The 15385-nt window shown below is 71.2% G+C and carries 14 protein-coding genes; 2 read left to right on the top strand and 12 right to left on the bottom strand.

What is annotated here, in order from left to right; translation table 11 throughout:
* From ABD841_RS19800 to ABD841_RS19785, 4 genes are all read right to left on the bottom strand, one after another.
* Positions 1-186, bottom strand: a 186-nt coding sequence (locus tag ABD841_RS19800; RefSeq protein WP_344973639.1) for a hypothetical protein, incomplete at its 3' end; no start/stop codon positions are given.
* Positions 183-1484, bottom strand: a complete 1302-nt coding sequence (locus ABD841_RS19795; protein WP_344973636.1) for an ABC transporter substrate-binding protein — start codon at positions 1482-1484, stop codon at positions 183-185. The genes ABD841_RS19795 and ABD841_RS19800, both read right to left, overlap by 4 nt.
* Before the next feature lie 214 nt (positions 1485-1698).
* A complete protein-coding gene (locus tag ABD841_RS19790) occupies positions 1699-1821 on the bottom strand; it encodes a hypothetical protein (protein WP_344973633.1) in 123 nt (40 codons plus the stop codon).
* A gap of 279 nt (positions 1822-2100) precedes the next feature.
* A complete protein-coding gene (locus ABD841_RS19785; RefSeq protein ID WP_344973630.1) occupies positions 2101-3096 on the bottom strand; it encodes a LacI family DNA-binding transcriptional regulator in 996 nt (331 codons plus the stop codon).
* A 797-nt stretch (positions 3097-3893) separates the two neighbouring features.
* Between ABD841_RS19785 and ABD841_RS19780 the strand changes: the two genes are divergently transcribed.
* Positions 3894-4202, top strand: a complete 309-nt coding sequence (locus ABD841_RS19780) for a hypothetical protein (protein WP_344973627.1) — start codon at positions 3894-3896, stop codon at positions 4200-4202.
* A 66-nt stretch (positions 4203-4268) separates the two neighbouring features.
* A complete protein-coding gene (locus ABD841_RS19775; RefSeq protein ID WP_486389207.1) occupies positions 4269-5735 on the top strand; it encodes an alpha-L-rhamnosidase N-terminal domain-containing protein in 1467 nt (488 codons plus the stop codon).
* A 198-nt stretch (positions 5736-5933) separates the two neighbouring features.
* Here ABD841_RS19775 and ABD841_RS19770 read toward each other — a convergent pair whose 3' ends face one another.
* From ABD841_RS19770 to ABD841_RS19735, 8 genes are all read right to left on the bottom strand, one after another.
* The gene (locus ABD841_RS19770) at positions 5934-6713 is read right to left on the bottom strand and encodes a polyphosphate kinase 2 family protein (RefSeq protein ID WP_344973621.1); all 780 of its coding nucleotides are present in this window, start codon (positions 6711-6713) and stop codon (positions 5934-5936) included.
* A 160-nt stretch (positions 6714-6873) separates the two neighbouring features.
* Positions 6874-7488, bottom strand: coding sequence for a GTP-binding protein (locus ABD841_RS19765; RefSeq protein WP_344973618.1), 615 nt, complete (start codon positions 7486-7488; stop codon positions 6874-6876).
* On the bottom strand, positions 7469-7855 hold the full coding sequence (locus tag ABD841_RS19760) for a DUF742 domain-containing protein (protein ID WP_344973615.1): 387 nt from the start codon (positions 7853-7855) through the stop codon (positions 7469-7471). The genes ABD841_RS19765 and ABD841_RS19760 overlap by 20 nt, the downstream gene beginning before the upstream one ends.
* Positions 7852-8283: a roadblock/LC7 domain-containing protein gene (locus tag ABD841_RS19755; protein WP_344973613.1), complete on the bottom strand. Its 432-nt coding sequence runs from the start codon at positions 8281-8283 to the stop codon at positions 7852-7854. The genes ABD841_RS19760 and ABD841_RS19755 overlap by 4 nt, the downstream gene beginning before the upstream one ends.
* A gap of 90 nt (positions 8284-8373) precedes the next feature.
* A complete protein-coding gene (locus ABD841_RS19750; protein ID WP_344973648.1) occupies positions 8374-10791 on the bottom strand; it encodes a sensor histidine kinase in 2418 nt (805 codons plus the stop codon).
* A gap of 218 nt (positions 10792-11009) precedes the next feature.
* Positions 11010-12806, bottom strand: a complete 1797-nt coding sequence (locus tag ABD841_RS19745; protein ID WP_344973610.1) for a prenyltransferase/squalene oxidase repeat-containing protein — start codon at positions 12804-12806, stop codon at positions 11010-11012.
* A complete protein-coding gene (locus tag ABD841_RS19740; protein ID WP_344973607.1) occupies positions 12803-13657 on the bottom strand; it encodes a terpene synthase family protein in 855 nt (284 codons plus the stop codon). Before ABD841_RS19740 ends, ABD841_RS19745 begins: the two co-directional genes overlap by 4 nt.
* 47 nt (positions 13658-13704) lie before the next feature.
* On the bottom strand, positions 13705-15084 hold the full coding sequence (locus tag ABD841_RS19735; protein WP_344973604.1) for a cytochrome P450: 1380 nt from the start codon (positions 15082-15084) through the stop codon (positions 13705-13707).
* Positions 15085-15385: the final 301 nt, after the last annotated feature.

Here is a 15385-nt window from a genome sequence, read left to right as displayed (position 1 = left end):
CCAGCGGGTGAGGGCGAAGTAGAAGGCCATCGCCGTCGGGACCAGGAAGATCACGGTGTAGACGACGGCGGCCGGCAGGTACAGCGCGTACGGGTAGGCCGACTTGCGCCTGACCGCCGGGCGGGCGTGCCGCTGCCCGTGCGTCACGCCGGGCCCCGTACGGGGCCCGGCGTGGTGTTCGGTCACCACCCTGCCAGCCCCAGCTGCTTGGCCTGCTTGGCCACGTCCTGGTCGTACTGGGCGGCGCCCTCGGCGGGCTTGGTCAGCCCGGAGCCGACGGCGACGGTGATCTGCTCCAGCGACGGGCCCTTGACCGGGGACAGGAACTCCAGCGCGGGCGTGGTGGCGCCCCTGTCGATGTAGGCCTGCAGGTCCTTGGCCACCTGGATGGCGTCGTCGGGCAGCTTGGCGCCCTTGACGCGATACGGCCCCGACGGCTGCACGGCCGTGTTCACCGCCTCCGTGCCCGCCGGCGAGGCGACGAAGGCCAGGAACTTCTTGGCCGCGTCGAGTTTCTCGGTGGTCTTGGCGATGTAGATGGCCGGCGGCTCCCAGACGGTGACGCCGTGCTTGGCCGCGTCGGTGCCCGGGACGCCGAAGAGGCCGACGTCGGTGGCCGTCTGCGGATACGTCGCCAGCAGCGGCGGCAGCAGCCCGCTGAGCATCGCGTAGTGCGCGCCCTTGCCCTCCACCAGCATCTTCAGGCCCTGGTCGAGGGTGGCCGAGCCGAAGCCCTCGTTGAGGTAGTCCTTGGCGTGCACGTCGGCCAGGTGCCGGAATCCGCCCGCGGCGGCGGGGGTGGTGGCGAACTTGGCCTTGCCCGCGGTGTAGTCCCGCGCGAAGTTCGGCACCGCGGCCCGCACGTTGTGGAAGTCTGCGAGCACGAAGATCTGCGACGTCCAGGTGTCCTTGAACGTGCCGATCACCGGGGTGATCCCGGCCGCCTTGATCTTTTCGTTGTTGGCCATGAACTCGGCCCAGGTCTTCGGCACCTCCAGCTTGAGCTGCTCGTACACCTTGCGGTTGTAGAGGATGCCGCCGCCGGCGAGCGTGGTGGCCGGGACGCCGTACACCTTGCCGCCCTGCGTCACGACGGGCAGATACTCGGGCTGGACGTTGGCCAGGACGGGGTCGCCGGTGAGGTCGACGAGGGTCTGGGCCGGGTTGAGCGCCTGCAGCAGCGAGCCGGAGTTGTACCAGAACACGTCCGTCATCTCGCCGGTGGACAGCCGGGTCTTGACGACGTTGTCGCCTTCGCCGCCGCCCGGCTGATTCTCCACCTCGATCTTGATGCGGGGGTTGGCCTTCATGAAGGCGTCGGCCAGCGCTTTGGAGGTGTCCACGGTCGACTGGTCGCTGCCCGTCATGAAGGTCAGGGTCACGGTGCCGTCGGCGGCGGGTTCCGCGCCGGATCCGCACGAGGTCAGGGCCGCCGTTGCGAGCACGGCGAGGGCCGCGGCAAGCGTGCGGTGGGAGGTCTTCACACACCCTCCAGGGTTATTGAATCGTTTTAAGCGACTCCCCGATGCGGTTAACGTAGGCGTTACCTGAGAGGGTGTCAAGGCAATATTTGGGTAACGGTTTCCAGGGTTTTGGCAGATGAGCTAGTCGATAGAGGAATCTGTCGGGTAACGTTTTCCTCACCTGCCGGCATTTCCGGAAGGACGACGGCGGCGTGGGCGCCAGGCGGCGGCGCGCTCAGGAGCGGTCGTCCGCGGCGGGAAGTCGCAGTGCCTTCGTCAGCCGGACCACGGACTGTCGCGGCCGCGCGATGTCGGCGCCGTCCATCTCGGCGTGCATGCGCATCTCGACGGCGTCCACCTCCGCCCCGCACCGCGCGAAGACCTCCTCACCGGCTTCGGTGAGGGCGATCCGCAGGATGCGTTCGCCGGCGGGGCGGGGGTCCGGACGATGAGCTCCCGGCGCTCCAGCGCGATGACCGTCTCGCTCATGGACTGGTGACCCGGGCGCACCTGACGCCACCGGCCGTCCCGGTTCTCACCACCGCGCCGGAGGTCGACGACTACAACCTGTCCTCATTGGTCGCCCTCGGGCAGGATCCTTCGCCGCGCCCTTCGCGACGAACTGATCCGCGATGGCCTATGAGACAGGCGGCGCGGCCGTTGAGCTGCGGACGACCAGGCTGGGGGTGACGGAAAAACGCACCGGTGTCATGCGGCCTTCGACGCGTTCCAGCAGGAGCTTGCCCGCCGCGCGGCCCATCTCGCCCCCGTCCTGGTCGACGCTGGTCAGCGCGATGTTGGGCAGAGCCGCCAGATGAGTGTTGTCGTAGCCGGCGACCGAGACGTCCCCCGGGACCGATATGCCCGCCTCGTGGGCGGCGGCGAGAGCGCCGAGGGCCGCCTGGTCGGCTCCGGCGAAGATCGCCGTCGGGCGCGGCGTACGGCTCAGCAGTCGCCGGGCGCCGTCGTAGCCACCCTTCTCGCTGTAGAAGCTGGTCGCGACCGCGATCTCATCGGCGAGCCCGTGCTCGCTCATGACGCGCTCGTAGGTCGCCGATCGGATGTTGTGCAGCAGGTCGCCGGGCCGGGCGATGCTGTCGTCCTGGTGCGTGATGTGCGCGATTCGGCGATGCCCCAACTCGATCAGGTGCTTGACCACGAGTTCGGCGCCCGCCTCGTCGTCGTCGAACACCGAGTCGTAGTGGGGCGACCGTTCGTGGCGCGCGAGCACCACGAGCGGCTTCTCCTTCGCCACCTCCTCCAGGCGCGCTTTCGAGGCCAGCGGAGCGACCATGATGATCCCGTCCACCTGCCGGTCCATCAGGGCGTCGACCGCCCGCTGCTCGACCTTGCGGGTGGCGCCGCCCTGGATCATGAACGCCTGGTAGTCGGTGGTCTCGAGGTATGCGGTCAGGCCGTCGAGGATGTCGGCGAAGAACGGGTTCCTGATGTGCGGCAGCACCAGGCCGATCGTGAAAGTACGCCCGCGCATCCCCCGGGCCACCGCCTGCGGCCGATAGCCCAGCTCCTCGATGGCCGTCTTGACCTTGTCCTTCATGGCCGGGCTGACGCCATAGGCGTTGCGAATCACCTTGGACACCGCCGTGACGGACACCTGAGCGTGGCTCGCCACGTCGGCGATCGTCACTCGTCGTCGTCGGCCGGGCGTGACCATGAATCTCCGTTCCCGAGGCTGGTCCGATTGTATGAGCTCTCGGAACGGCTCGATCTCGGCGGCCCGATCGGCGCCCTCCTTCCGCTGCCAGTGGCGTCCATGCTCCCCAGCCGGCCTGCTCACCGCCGACGCGCTCGGCGGCACTCCTCTTGCTCCGGACGCCGAAACCCCAGGTCGATCAAGTACCGAGACGCTCTTTACCGTGAGTGACCAAATCCGCCGAGACATACGGCACCCGCAGAAGAACATGTGCGACCCGCCCGGTCAGAGGCATGATCACAATGGGTACCGTTACCCAAGGGATGCTCCTGGCGCTTCTTTGACATGGGCCGCATCCGAGAATCGTTGCTCAAACTTCCTCTTGACGCCATATGAGGGAGCGCTTACGTTAGCGACATCCACGGGGTGCTTAAAACGTTTTATGATGAGAGGGGCATTCTGTGGCCAGGCCCGTGACGGCACCCCGTCCGCCTCGCGCCGACCCCTCGGCGACCCGCGCGTCGTCCCCGCCGCCGGCCTCCGCAACCATGCGGCCGGCTTGGACAAGCTCTTACGACGATGAACGCCGCCGACACAGCCGGCGCTCGACTCTCTCCACGGGCTGCGATACGCGCCGTACGGGACTGCCTTCTCGGTCCTCGAACCGGCCGCCCCCGCTCCCGTGACACTCGAAACAGCTGGGGAAGTACCGGCCGCCCCGGGAACGGGGGCCGGGAAGGGAGTGACCTGTGTCCTCATTACGTCGCCGGATACGCGTGTCAGCAGGACTGGGAGTGGCGTTCGCCCTCGTCTTCGCACAGCCGCTCAACGCTCCACCGGCGGTCGCCGCCGGCGGACAGTCCCACGTCGAGGTGGTGGACCTGCGGGTGGACGGCAGACGAGACCGGCCCCTCGGCATCGACAGCCCCGCCCCCTTACTGGGATGGCGTATGACGCCGACCCGGCAGTCCGCCGGGTACCCGTGCCACCGGCCCGGGTCCCGGGTCGCCTGCCCGGCCGACGCGCAGACCGCGTACCGGATCCAGGTCGCCGCGAGCGAGACCGACCTCAGCGCGGGCGACTGATGTGGGACTCCGGCAAGGTGAGCTCCGCCACCAGTCCGGCGTCCGCTACGGCGGACGGCCACTGGCATCCGGCAGAAGGTCACCTGGCACGTCCGCGTCTGGGACGCGGGCAAGCAGCCGTCAGACTGGAGCAAACCGTCCTCCTGGGAGATGGGCCTGCTGCAACAGAGCGACTGGGGACCGGCGCGCTGGATCGAGTACCCGGGCCGCACCGAAGCCCAGCCCATGCCGATCTTCGCCCGCGCGTTCGACCTCGACCGCCGCAAGCGCGTATCCGATGCCCGCCTCTACCTCTCCGGCGTCGGTCTCCACCTGCCGACCCTCAACGGCCGCGAGCTCAGCGACGAAGTCCTCGCCCCCGGCAACTCCAACTACCAACTCTCCAGCGAGTACCGCACCTACGACATCACCGACGACCTGCGCGCCGGCGCCAACACCCTCGACGTCCGACTCGGCAACGGCCCCGCCTACGTACGGCGCAGCGTCACCAACCCGGCCGTCGGCCGTACCGCGCCCTACTCCTGGTGGCAGAGCCAGCTCAAGGGCAGCGGCACCCTGACCGCCGACGCCGCCCCCGGCACCACCACCGTGACGCTGAACGACGTCACCGGCTACCACGTCGGCGGCACCATCGACATCGACACCGGCAACGGCGGCGACAACCTCGAATCCCGTACGATCACCGCGATCGGCAGCTCCGACATCACCTTCACCCCCGGACTGGACAAGCCGCACTCCACAGGAGCGACGGTGACCGGGTCCGGCAACAACATCGCCGCCAGCGACGCGAGCGCCGGCGCCGCGGTGACGCCCCGCATGATCGCCCGGCTGGAGATCACCTACACCAACGGCTCATCCGACGTCATCGTCTCCGACCGCAGCTGGCGCGCCGCCCTCGGCCCCCTGGTCACCGACGCCTGGTACTCAGGCTCCGACTACGACGCCCGCCGCGAGCAAGCCCACTGGGACTCCCCGGCGCCGACCTGTCCCCCACCGCCAAACGGCGCGACGGCTCCGCCATGGCCTGGGTGGACGCCGGCATCGCACCGCCACCGAACCTCGCCACCAAGCTCGTGGCCCGCACGCTTCATGGAGTCCACCACCGCCAACCCCGGCGGCATGACCACCATCGGCGAACGCTGGAACAGGGGGGACTCCAAGAATCATATGATCCTCGCCCAGATCGAAGAGTGGTTCCACAGCGGCCTGGCCGGCATCCGGGCGGCCGACGGATCGACCGCCTACCGCAAGCTCGTCATCCAGCCCAAGCCGGTCGGCGACCTCACCTTCGTCAAGGGCAGTTACACCACGCCGCAGGGTGTGGCCAAATCCGAATGGAGTCGCGGGCAGCGGACGTTCAAGCTGACGGTCGAGGTCCCGGCGAACACCACCGCTGAGGTGTGGGTCCCGGCCAAGGATCGCCGCCCCACCACCAGCTCGCAGCGGGCCGACTTCTTGCGCATGGAAAGCGGCTACGCCGTCTACGGCGTCCCGTCCGGTTCGTTCACCTTCGTGGCGGCGACGACCGGCTGATGAGCGCTGAACCCGGGCTTCGCACGGCCTCCGTGCGAAGCCCGGGCCAGGCCGGTGACAGCCCGCAGTTTCGCGCCGCGCCGGCCTTCCGCTTCGGCAAGACTCCCGAAAGCCACCCCGCCGGCCTGCGTCTACGCGGGGCCGCCTTGTGGATCCGCAGCCTTCGACCCATCTGAAGATCCGGAATCCGTACAGGCTCTAGTCCTCCCGCTCGTCGGCCCCGGGTACGTCCAGTCCGTACCCGCGGGCGGCGAGTTCGGTCTCGACGGCGGCGCAGACCGTCTCCACCACCGTGACGCGGGCCAGGCGCTTGTCGTCTCCGGGGATCACATGCCAGGGGGCCTGCGGGTGGTCGGTGTGGGCGAGCATGTCCTCCACCGCGGCCTCGTACTCGGGACGTTTGGCCCGGTTGCGCCAGTCTTCGTCGGTGAGCTTCCACACCCGCAGCGGGTCGGCGGCCCGGCTCTGGAAACGGCGCAGCTGCTCCTCGTCGGAGACGTGCAGCCAGAACTTGACCATGATCATTCCCTCGGCGGCGAGGGTCCGTTCGAACTCCACGATCTCGCCGTACGCGCGCGACCACTGCTCCTCGGTGGCGAACCCCTCCACGCGTTCCACCAGCACCCGCCCGTACCAGGACCGGTCGAGCACGGCCATGCCGCCCCAGCCGGGCAGCACCGGCCAGAACCGCCACAGGAAGTGGTGGCGCTTCTCGTCGTAGGTCGGCGCGGAGAACTGGGCGACGCGCACGTGGCGCGGGTCGAGCGGGCGCACCAGGCGTTTGATGGCCCCTCCCTTGCCGGAGGCGTCCAGTCCCTCGAAGACCACGCACAGCGGCGGGCCGATGCGTTTGTCGCCGATCTGGCCGCCCAGGATGAGCCGCAGGCGGAGCAGGCGTTCGAGGGCGGCGTCGAGGCGTTCGTCGGCCTCTTTCTTGGCGAGCTTGCGCGACAGGTCGACGTCGGCGAGGCGTTTCATGCCGACCAGCCTCGCATGCCGGGCCCCGTGCCGTTCCCGTCAGGGCGGCCCGGCGCGGCGGAGCCGCCGGGCCCGCCCGGTCAGGACCGGGCGAGGGAGTCGTCCCCGCGGGAGGAAGAACGACCCGGGGACGGCCGGGACCCGCCCCGGGACGCGGCGGTCAGCGGGCCGGGGCGGGCTCCGGGCCCGCGCCCAGGCGCATCCGCATCGCGTGTTCCACGAGGGTGATCAGCACCTCCTTGCCCGACTCCCGCTTCCTGGCGTCGCACAGGACGATCGGGATGTCCTCGTGGAGGGTCAGGCCGAGCCTGACCTCGTCGAGCTCGTAGCGCCGGGCCCCGTCGAAGCAGTTGACCGCGACGATGAACGGCGTCTCGCGCCGTTCGAAGTAGTCGAGGGACGGGAAGCAGTCGGCCAGCCTGCGCGTGTCGGCCAGGACCACCGCGCCCAGGGCGCCCAGGGCCAGCTCGTCCCAGAGGAACCAGAAGCGTTCCTGCCCCGGGGTGCCGAACAGGTAGAGCCGGTAGGCGTCGCCGATGGTGATACGGCCGAAGTCCATCGCGACCGTGGTGGTCTGCTTGGTCTCCACCCCGGACAGGTCGTCGATCCCGATGCCGCGGTCGCTCAGGGTCTCCTCGGTGCGCAGCGGCTCGATCTCGGAGACCGCGCCGACCAGCGTGGTCTTCCCCGCCCCGAAGCCGCCGGCGACCAGGATCTTGATCGCCGTGGGCAGCTTCACGCGCCCGGCGTCCCGGTCAGAGCGCACGGAGTCCATCGAGCACCGCCCTGTACAGCCTCTCGTCATGCATGTCCGTCTCCGAATGCGGTTCTTGCAGTGCGATGTATCCCTGGTCGAGCAGGTCGCTGAGCAGGACACGCACGGTGCCTGCCGGAAGGTTGAGGTAGGCGGCGATCTCCGCGACGGACTGGGCCTGGCGGCAGAGCCGGACGATGGCGAGACACTCCGGGTCCAGCCCCGGTTCGCGGGCCGAGACGGGACGGACCGTCACCGCGAGGGTGATGAGGTCGAACCTGCCGCGGCTCGGTTCGGTCCTGCCCCGGGTGAGGACGTACGGCCGGACGATCGGCCCCGCCTCGTCACCGACCCACTGCGTGCCGTGCTGCTCGTCGGACGGGCTCATCGCGCCTTTTCGCCCCTGAACGAGGACTCGGCCGTCCGGGTCGGCGAGGTGAGGTACTGGCCGACCCGGGTGACGAGCATGGCCATCTCGTAGGCCACCAGGCCCACGTCGGCGTCGGAGCCGCAGAGCACCGCCAGGCAGGCGTTCTGCCCGGCCGCGGTCACGATCAGGTACGACGTCCGCATCTCGATGATGGTCTGGCGCACCGGTCCGCCGCCGACGCGGTCGCTGACCCCGCGCCCCAGGCTCTGGATCGCCGACCCCACGGCGGCCAGATGCTCGGCGTCGGCCGGGGAGAATCCCGCCGACGCGGCCAGCAGCAGGCCGTCGGTGGAGAAGACGACCCCGTGCTGAGCGTCGTCCACCCGCTTGACCAGGTCGTCCAGTAACCAGGCCAGGTCCGTGAAAGATCCTGTTCCCTGCCCCACTCGTTGTCCTCCTTCTGCCCGCAGACGGCCGGTCGGCGCGTCTGACGGCTCGGCGGCGCCGGCGGCCGGCACTCGCGATCGTCACTGGTGTCACACGATGGGCCCGCCCTCGTCCGCGGGGACGCCGTCCTGGGTCAGCAGCCGCGCCGCGTCGCTGCGCCCGCGGCGGGTGCCGTCCTGGAAGGACGCCATGGCGGCGCGGATCATCTCCGGCGAGCGCTCGTCGGCGTCGGCCGGCGGAGACTGCGCGGGCGCGGGCTCGGCCTCCTGCAGGGGGGCGGCCAGGTGCGTCTGGGGGACGCGCCGCGGCAGGCCGCCGGGCGTGTGGCTGGTGTCGGGCGGGGGAAGCACGGGCGGCAGCGACGCCCCGCCCTCCGCGCGCGCGGGCTTCGCCGAACCACCCGCGTGGCCGGTCCTCACGGCGTCGGCCACCGGCGTGTCGGCGACCTGCGTGGCGGTCCGGCCGGCGGTCTCGCCGGCCCGGACCGGCGCGTCGGCGACCGGCGGGTCGCCGCCCCGGTCACGGACCGCGGCGACCGCGGCCGCGGCCACGTTCATCTCCCCGGCGCTCGCCGCGCGGGCCTGCGGCACGCCGACCCCGGCGGGCTGCTCGGGCTCCTTCTGCTCGGTGACCAGCTCCTGCGGGATGAGGACGACGACGGTCGTGCCGCCGTACGGGGACGCCTTGAAGGTCACCCGGATGTCGTGCCGCTCGGCCAGGCGGCTGACGACGTACAGACCGAGGCGGGCGTTGCCGGACAGCTTGAGCTCCGGCGGGTTGGCGATCCGCTCGTTGGCCGCGGCGATGTCCTCCGCGCTCATGCCCAGGCCCCGGTCCTCGATCTCCAGCGCGTAGCCGTGGGCCACCACGTGCCCGCCGACCTGCACCGTGGTGTAGGGCGGGGAGAAGGAGGCGGCGTTCTCGACCAGCTCGGCGACCAGGTGGATGACGTCGCTGACCGCCCGGCCGTCCAGCGAGACGTCCCCCAGCGGCATCACGTCGACGCGGGTGTAGTCCTCGATCTCCGCGAGGGAGCCGCGGACCACGTCGATCATCGGGACGGCCTCGCGCCAGGCGCGGCCCGGCGCCGCGCCGGACAGCACCAGCAGGTTCTCCGCGTAGCGGCGCATGCGGGTGGCCAGGTGGTCGAGCCGGAACAGGTCGCGCAGCTCCTGGGGGTCGTTCTCGCGCCGCTCCATGACGTCGAGCACGCTCAGCTGCCGGTGCACGAGCGACTGGGTGCGGCGGGCGAGGTTGCGCAGGATGTCGGCGATGTCGCGCCGAAGCTGGGCCTGCTCGGCCGCGACCTTGATGGCGGTCTGCTGCACGGCGTTGAACGCCTGGCCGACCTGGTCGATCTGGTCGTTGCCGAACTTCAGCGGCGGGGCCTCCGCGGCGACGTCCACCGTCTCCCCGTGGCCGATCCGCTCGACCACCGAGGGCAGGCGCTCCTTGGCCAGTTCCCAGGCCGCCGCGCGCAGCTTCTCCAGTTGCTGGACCAGCGCCCGGGCCGTGGTGATGGACAGGACGATGGAGGCGATGACGGCCAGCAGGCCCAGACCGCCGGCGAGGGAGAGCCGGACGACGACACCGGTGGCCACCGGGCCGGATCGCTCGACGACTCCGTCGCCCGCGGCCAGGGTCGCCTGCCGCAGCTTCGTGAGGACGGGCTGGGCGACGGAGGTCCACTGCGCGGCGTCCACGGGCTCGGGCAGCCTCGCCACCGAGCCGGTCCGGACGAGCCGGTCCTCCATGGCGCGCATGCGGACGAAGGGCTCCTCGGCGGCCAGCTTGCGGAACAGACGCCGGTCGGCCTCGGGCAGTTCCTCGACTGTCTGCTCCAGCAGGAAGCGCTGCACCCCGACGAGCTGCGTGAACGCGGTCCGCTCGGCATCGGTGAGGCGGCCCGCCGTCAGGGCGCCCACCGCCAGCGCGTCCTCCTGGGAGAGGATCTCCAGGGCCCGGGTCAGCTCGATGATCGCGCGGGTGTCCTCGGCGATCTCCTTGTCGTCCAGCGTCGCCATGGAGTCGTAGACGCGGTACAGCGAGGAGATGATCCCGGTGAACGTCGCGGCCGCGCGAGTCCGGTCCAGCCGCCCGGCGTCGATCGCCTGGCGGTCGGACCGGAGGCGGTCCAGGCTCGTGAACGCCTCGGTGAGGCGCTGGTCGAGGGCCGCGCTGCCCAGGATCTGCACGCTGCCGCCGCGGGCCAGTTCCCGGAAGTCGGTGCCGGCCGCGTCGGTCCGCTTGCGCTGGGCGTCCAGCTCCGCGCGCAGGCTTCGTCCGGCGGTGGGGTCCCCGAGGATCACCAGGCTGAGACGCCGTTCGGCCTGCAGTTCGTCCAGGAGCTTCTCACTCGGCTGGGCGACGTTGGCGTCGAGCGTGGCGACGCCCAGCATGTTCAGGCCCTCACGGACCGTCACCCATGCGGTGAACGCCCAGAGCGCGGTCAGCGACACCAGCAGTGCCGTCACCTTGGCCCGCAATCGCTCCTTGCGCACGCGCATAGCATCCATCCCGATGAAAGTGAAATAAATTCGCGATGCGCTTCACGGCGATTAACGCATGTGAATCACTCGACGCCGCATCACGCCGATCGGCGGCATCCCGCGTCGCACCCGGTGAACCTTAGCAATGTCCAGAAATAGGCTCAAGGCGACATTGGGCACATAGGGTCTTTGTCCTTTTCCGGCCAGTTCTAGAATCAGATTCTGTTCACTCTCCGTCAACAGGTGGTGGCGGTGCGGCCTCCGGAGGGTGACGGAACGGATACGGACCGCCCGACGAGCGGGTCCCGCTCCACGAGATGGAGCGCGCCCAGCACGGCCGCCCGCACGATGGCCGCCGGGAAGTAGAGGTCCTTGTCGTGCCAGAGCGGCGGGGCGTCGACGGGATCGCCGCGATCGGTGACGGACCGCAGGAGGTAGCGGTATCCGCGCCGCACGGCATCCGCATGCCGCCCCCCGTCCGCGGGGCCGCCGGTCAGCAGCAGGGTCTGCAGCGCGTACGCGGTCTCCTCCGCCGTCCCTTCCCACCCTCCCCACGACCCGTCCTCGCGCTGGCTGCCGAGTATCCAGCGCGCGGCCGCGCGGACCGCGCCCGCCGACCCCGCGCCGCCGAAGTCGGCCAGCGCGATCGCGCAGCAGGCCGTCGCGTAGTACGGCGAGGCGTGCCAGCGGTCCGTCCAGCTCCCGTCGGCCCCCTGCCGCTCGCACAGCCACGCGGAGAGCTTGCGCACGGCGGCGGCGTAGCGGGGGGCGACGTCCCGGCCGCGGCGCAGGTACTCGCCGAAGGCGTCGAGCACGTGCGCGTTGACCGTCGGGGAGGCCCCCTCCTCCCCCTGCCAGGTGCAGAAGTGGGTGCCGATCTCGTACGGCCACAGCCCGGCCGGCTCGCCGGGGTCGTCCAGCAGCGCCAGCGCGTAGAGGGCGACGGAGGTGGTGTCGGCGTCCGGCGGCAGGCCGGGCCCGGCGGCGGTGCCGTGCGGGCCGAGCGCGCCGCGCAGGCTCGCGACCAGCTCCGGGGGTGCCGCCACGGGGATCCCGGCGCGGAGCAACCAGCTCAGCGCCCATCCCCGCTCGAACACCGTGATGGGGGTCGCGCACGGCACGGGACCGCCGGTCCTGCCCGTGACCTCCTCCAGGTAACGGAGCACGGGGTCGCGCGGCTCGGGTCTCCCCCGCGCCGCGAGCCACGCCGCGCTCGCCGCGGGCGACGCCCCGACGGCCCCGATCTCCCCGGAAGCGGCGTGGCGGGCGGTCACGGCCGGGCCGACCGGGGTGGGGCCGGCATCCGCGGTCCCCGCCGCGGTCTCACCCACCACCTCCAGCGCGTGGACCAGCTTCTGCGGCACGGCCGCGCCCGAGGCCAGCCACGCGCGGACCGCCTGCAGCTTCGCCCCGTCCAAGCCCGCGGGCAGGGACAGCCGCCCGCCGTCCGGACCGAGCCGAGTGTTGATCATCTCGGTCAGGGCGGGGACGATGAGCTCGATCGCCGGCATGTCCGGCAGGGAGCGCACCTCTCCGCCGAGGGCGGAACAGCGTTCCAGCGCCCGCAGCCCGCGTCCCACGGCCGCGGCCAGCGCGCCGGTGCCCCGGTCCGGGCGATGCCCGCCGCCGTCCGGACCACCGTCCGGGCCGCCGTCGCGTGCGGCGCCGCCGGAGCGCGGGCCGTCCCCGCCGGCGGAGGTCCGACGGCACAGCTCGGCGAGGAGGGCCTCGGTCGCGCTCAGGGTGGGAACAAGCGCGTAGCCCCCCGGGGCGCCCCAGCCACCGTCCGGGCGCTGGGTGTCCAGCAGGAAGCGGACGCGACCGGCGTGGCCGGCCAGCCAGGGGGCCAGGCTCACCAGCCGCCCGGTCTCGTACGCCGAGGCGGAGACCTGTCCCCACGGGTCGGCGACAAGCCCGGTGACGAGATCGCGGGCTTGGACGGACACGTCGACGCGGGCGGGGCTCCGCACGGCCTCGCCGGCGCCGGTGAGTGGGCCGGCGGTGCCGGCCGCGAGGAGTTCGGGAACGCTCACAGTGCTCCCCAGTAGTCGCCGACATGGTAGAACCCCGCGCAGAAGTCCATCTGCCGCTCCAGGTAGCCAGCGATCTCGGGGTGGTCCGGGCGCAGCGGCGCGATCAGCTCCCGGCTCCTGGCCGCGAGCGCGGCGATCCGCCGCTCCACCTCGGGCCGGGTGGCGCCGAGCAGCAGGGCGTTGAGATCACCCCAGCTCACATCGCGCTCGTAGGTGCCCAGGTCGTTGAGAAGACGGATCACCCGCTGCACGGCCCGGCTCGCCTCGCGGATCCGGTCGACGTCAGCGGCAGCCGGCGGGCCCGAGGTGTGGATCCAGTGGGAGGTGAACGCGAAGGAGAAGCCCAGGTTGTCGGCGTTGCCGAGGTACTCCTCGAAGGACGGCCGCCTCCCCTCGGTCTTCCAGCGCCATTCCAGCAGCATGGCCTCCAGCATCGACCGCAGTTCCTCCCGCCAGACCGGCCCGAGCGCGGGGAAGGAGGGCGAGGCCGCGAGCTCGTCCCGGATGTCGGCCAGCATGCGCGTGAGGTCGTCGCCGGGAACCGGCGGGGCGCCCCCGGCCACGGCGAGGCTGCGCCGGGTGACACCCTCGGCCTCCTCGGGGGAGGCGGCGACATAGTCGACGAGCCAGTCCAGGCCGAACGCCCACAGGCAGACCTTGTTGGCCATCCGCAGCTGCTTGGCGTCGAACCAGGGTCCGCTGAAGGCCATGGCCAGCGACAGGGTGCTGTACAGGGCCGCGTCGAAGGGCTTGGCGGAGAACAGTCCGGGGTACTCGGCCGCCCACCCGCGCATGTCGCGCTGGCACTGGCCGGCCACGGCACAGATCATTCCGCTCTCGACGGCGGTCATACGGCTCTCGACGGCGGTCACATGACCGCCGGGGCCGGGGCGGGCGGTCACCGCGCCTCGCCCGCGACGCGCTCGGCCCGGACCACGTCCAGTTCGATCTCCTGCCTCGGCCGCAGCGCGGCGGCCGGGGCCGGGGTGAAGGGCCCGGGGGTGCGGACCCTGAACCGGAAGCGGCTGAGGATCGCGCCGAGCAGCATCGGTGCCTCGACGTAGAACAGGTGCTGGCCCAGGCACTGGTGCGGGCCGCCGCCGAAGGGGAAGTAGGCGTACTTGTGCCTGCGCGGCTGGGTCTCGGGGGCGAACCGCTCGGGGTCGAACTCCAGCGGGCGCTCCCAGAACTCCTCCAGCCGGTGCGTGGCATAGGGGCTGATCAGCACCTGGGAGCCCGCCTTGATCCGCACCCCGCCGATCTCCCCGTCCGTCATCGCCATCCGAGGGAAGATCCATCCCGCTGGATAGAGGCGGAGGACCTCCTGCAGGACCATGCGCGTGTAGCGCAGTTCGGCGACGTGCTCCGGCGCCACGGGGCCGGGGCCGACCACCCGGTCGATCTCCTCGTAAAGCCTGGCCGCCACCTCGGGGTGCGTGTCGAGCAGTGACCACAGCCAGATCAGGGTCGTCGCGGTCGACTCCGACGCCGCGCCGTAGACACTGACCAGGTCGTCGCGGATCTGCCGGTTCCCCGCGTCGTCGTCCGCGCGGAGCCGGCAGAGCGCGGAGATGACGTCGACGCCGCCGTCGCCGGAGTCGGCCCGCGCCTTCCTGATCACCGGGAACACCACGTCGTCGATCGTCTCGACGGCCCTCATGAAGGCCCGGTCGCCCGGCACCCGTATGGAGTAGGGCATGAACGGCATGACGAGCCGGAAGGTGATCGAGCCCGCCGCCGTGTCGTAGGCGGGCGCGAGGCGTTCACCGTCCGCACGGCTGATCTTGTCGCCGAACAGGACCCTGACCACGGCCTGGTTCACGATGCCGGCCATCTCGGTGGCGGCGTGCACGGGCCGCCCTTCACGGGCGTACTCGTCGAGTTCGGCCACGCGGGCGGTGACGGTCTCCGCGATCCTCCCGGCGATCGAGGCGATGTATCGCGCGGTGAACAGGGGCTGCAGTGCCTTCCTGCTGGACTCCCACGGTGCGCCCTCGCCGAGGATGCTGGCGCCCAGGACGCGACGCAGAGGCCGCCAGAACATGCCCTCGCGCTGGTAGTCCGTCCAGTTGGCCCGCAGCACCTGCTGGACGTGCTCGGGGTGCGTCACCAGGTAGGGACGGAACGGGCCGAGGCTCAGCCGGACGATGTCGCCGCCCGCCCGCCTGCCGACGTCCGCCAGGGTGTTCACCGGGTCCCGCGCGAAACCTGGCAGCACCCGGTGAACGGGGACGGTTCTGGCCCGCCGGGACATGCGGGTGTCCGCATCGATCGGCATCGGCGTGTTCTCCCACCTCGCGCCCGGCGAGCGTACGCAGCGTGACGGCCGCCGTGGCGGCCGCCCGTCACGGAGCGCACGGACGGCATGGCGCGGCCAGGGGGTCCGGTCACCGCGTCGCGACCGCGCTCCCACGCGAAAAAGCCCTGAACCGGACGTCGCGCGCCTCGCCGCGCCACACCATGCACCTTCTCGCATAGCGCGCATCTAAAAAGCGTTTTATTACGACATTCGTAACCCTTGGCCCGAATTATCACATGATCGGATCAGAACGATCAAGCTTGGCGGAAACCTTATTTTT

The sequence above is a fragment of the Streptosporangium fragile genome (assembly GCF_039534445.1).
GTDB classification, from domain to species: Bacteria; Actinomycetota; Actinomycetes; order Streptosporangiales; family Streptosporangiaceae; genus Streptosporangium; species Streptosporangium fragile.
Note: the sequence above shows the minus strand (reverse complement) of the source record. Positions and strands in the feature narration are given on the sequence as shown.

Bases quoted from the DNA above. Each gene is read 5' to 3' on its own strand.
- ABD841_RS19770 (WP_344973621.1), bottom strand. From the start codon at position 6,713: ATGAAACGCCTCGCCGACGTCGACCTGTCGCGCAAGCTCGCCAAGAAA.
- ABD841_RS19765 (WP_344973618.1), bottom strand. From the start codon at position 7,488: ATGGACTCCGTGCGCTCTGACCGGGACGCCGGGCGCGTGAAGCTGCCC.
- ABD841_RS19760 (WP_344973615.1), bottom strand. From the start codon at position 7,855: ATGAGCCCGTCCGACGAGCAGCACGGCACGCAGTGGGTCGGTGACGAG.
- ABD841_RS19750 (WP_344973648.1), bottom strand. From the start codon at position 10,791: ATGCGCGTGCGCAAGGAGCGATTGCGGGCCAAGGTGACGGCACTGCTG.
- ABD841_RS19740 (WP_344973607.1), bottom strand. From the start codon at position 13,657: ATGACCGCCGTCGAGAGCGGAATGATCTGTGCCGTGGCCGGCCAGTGC.
- ABD841_RS19735 (WP_344973604.1), bottom strand. From the start codon at position 15,084: ATGCCGATCGATGCGGACACCCGCATGTCCCGGCGGGCCAGAACCGTC.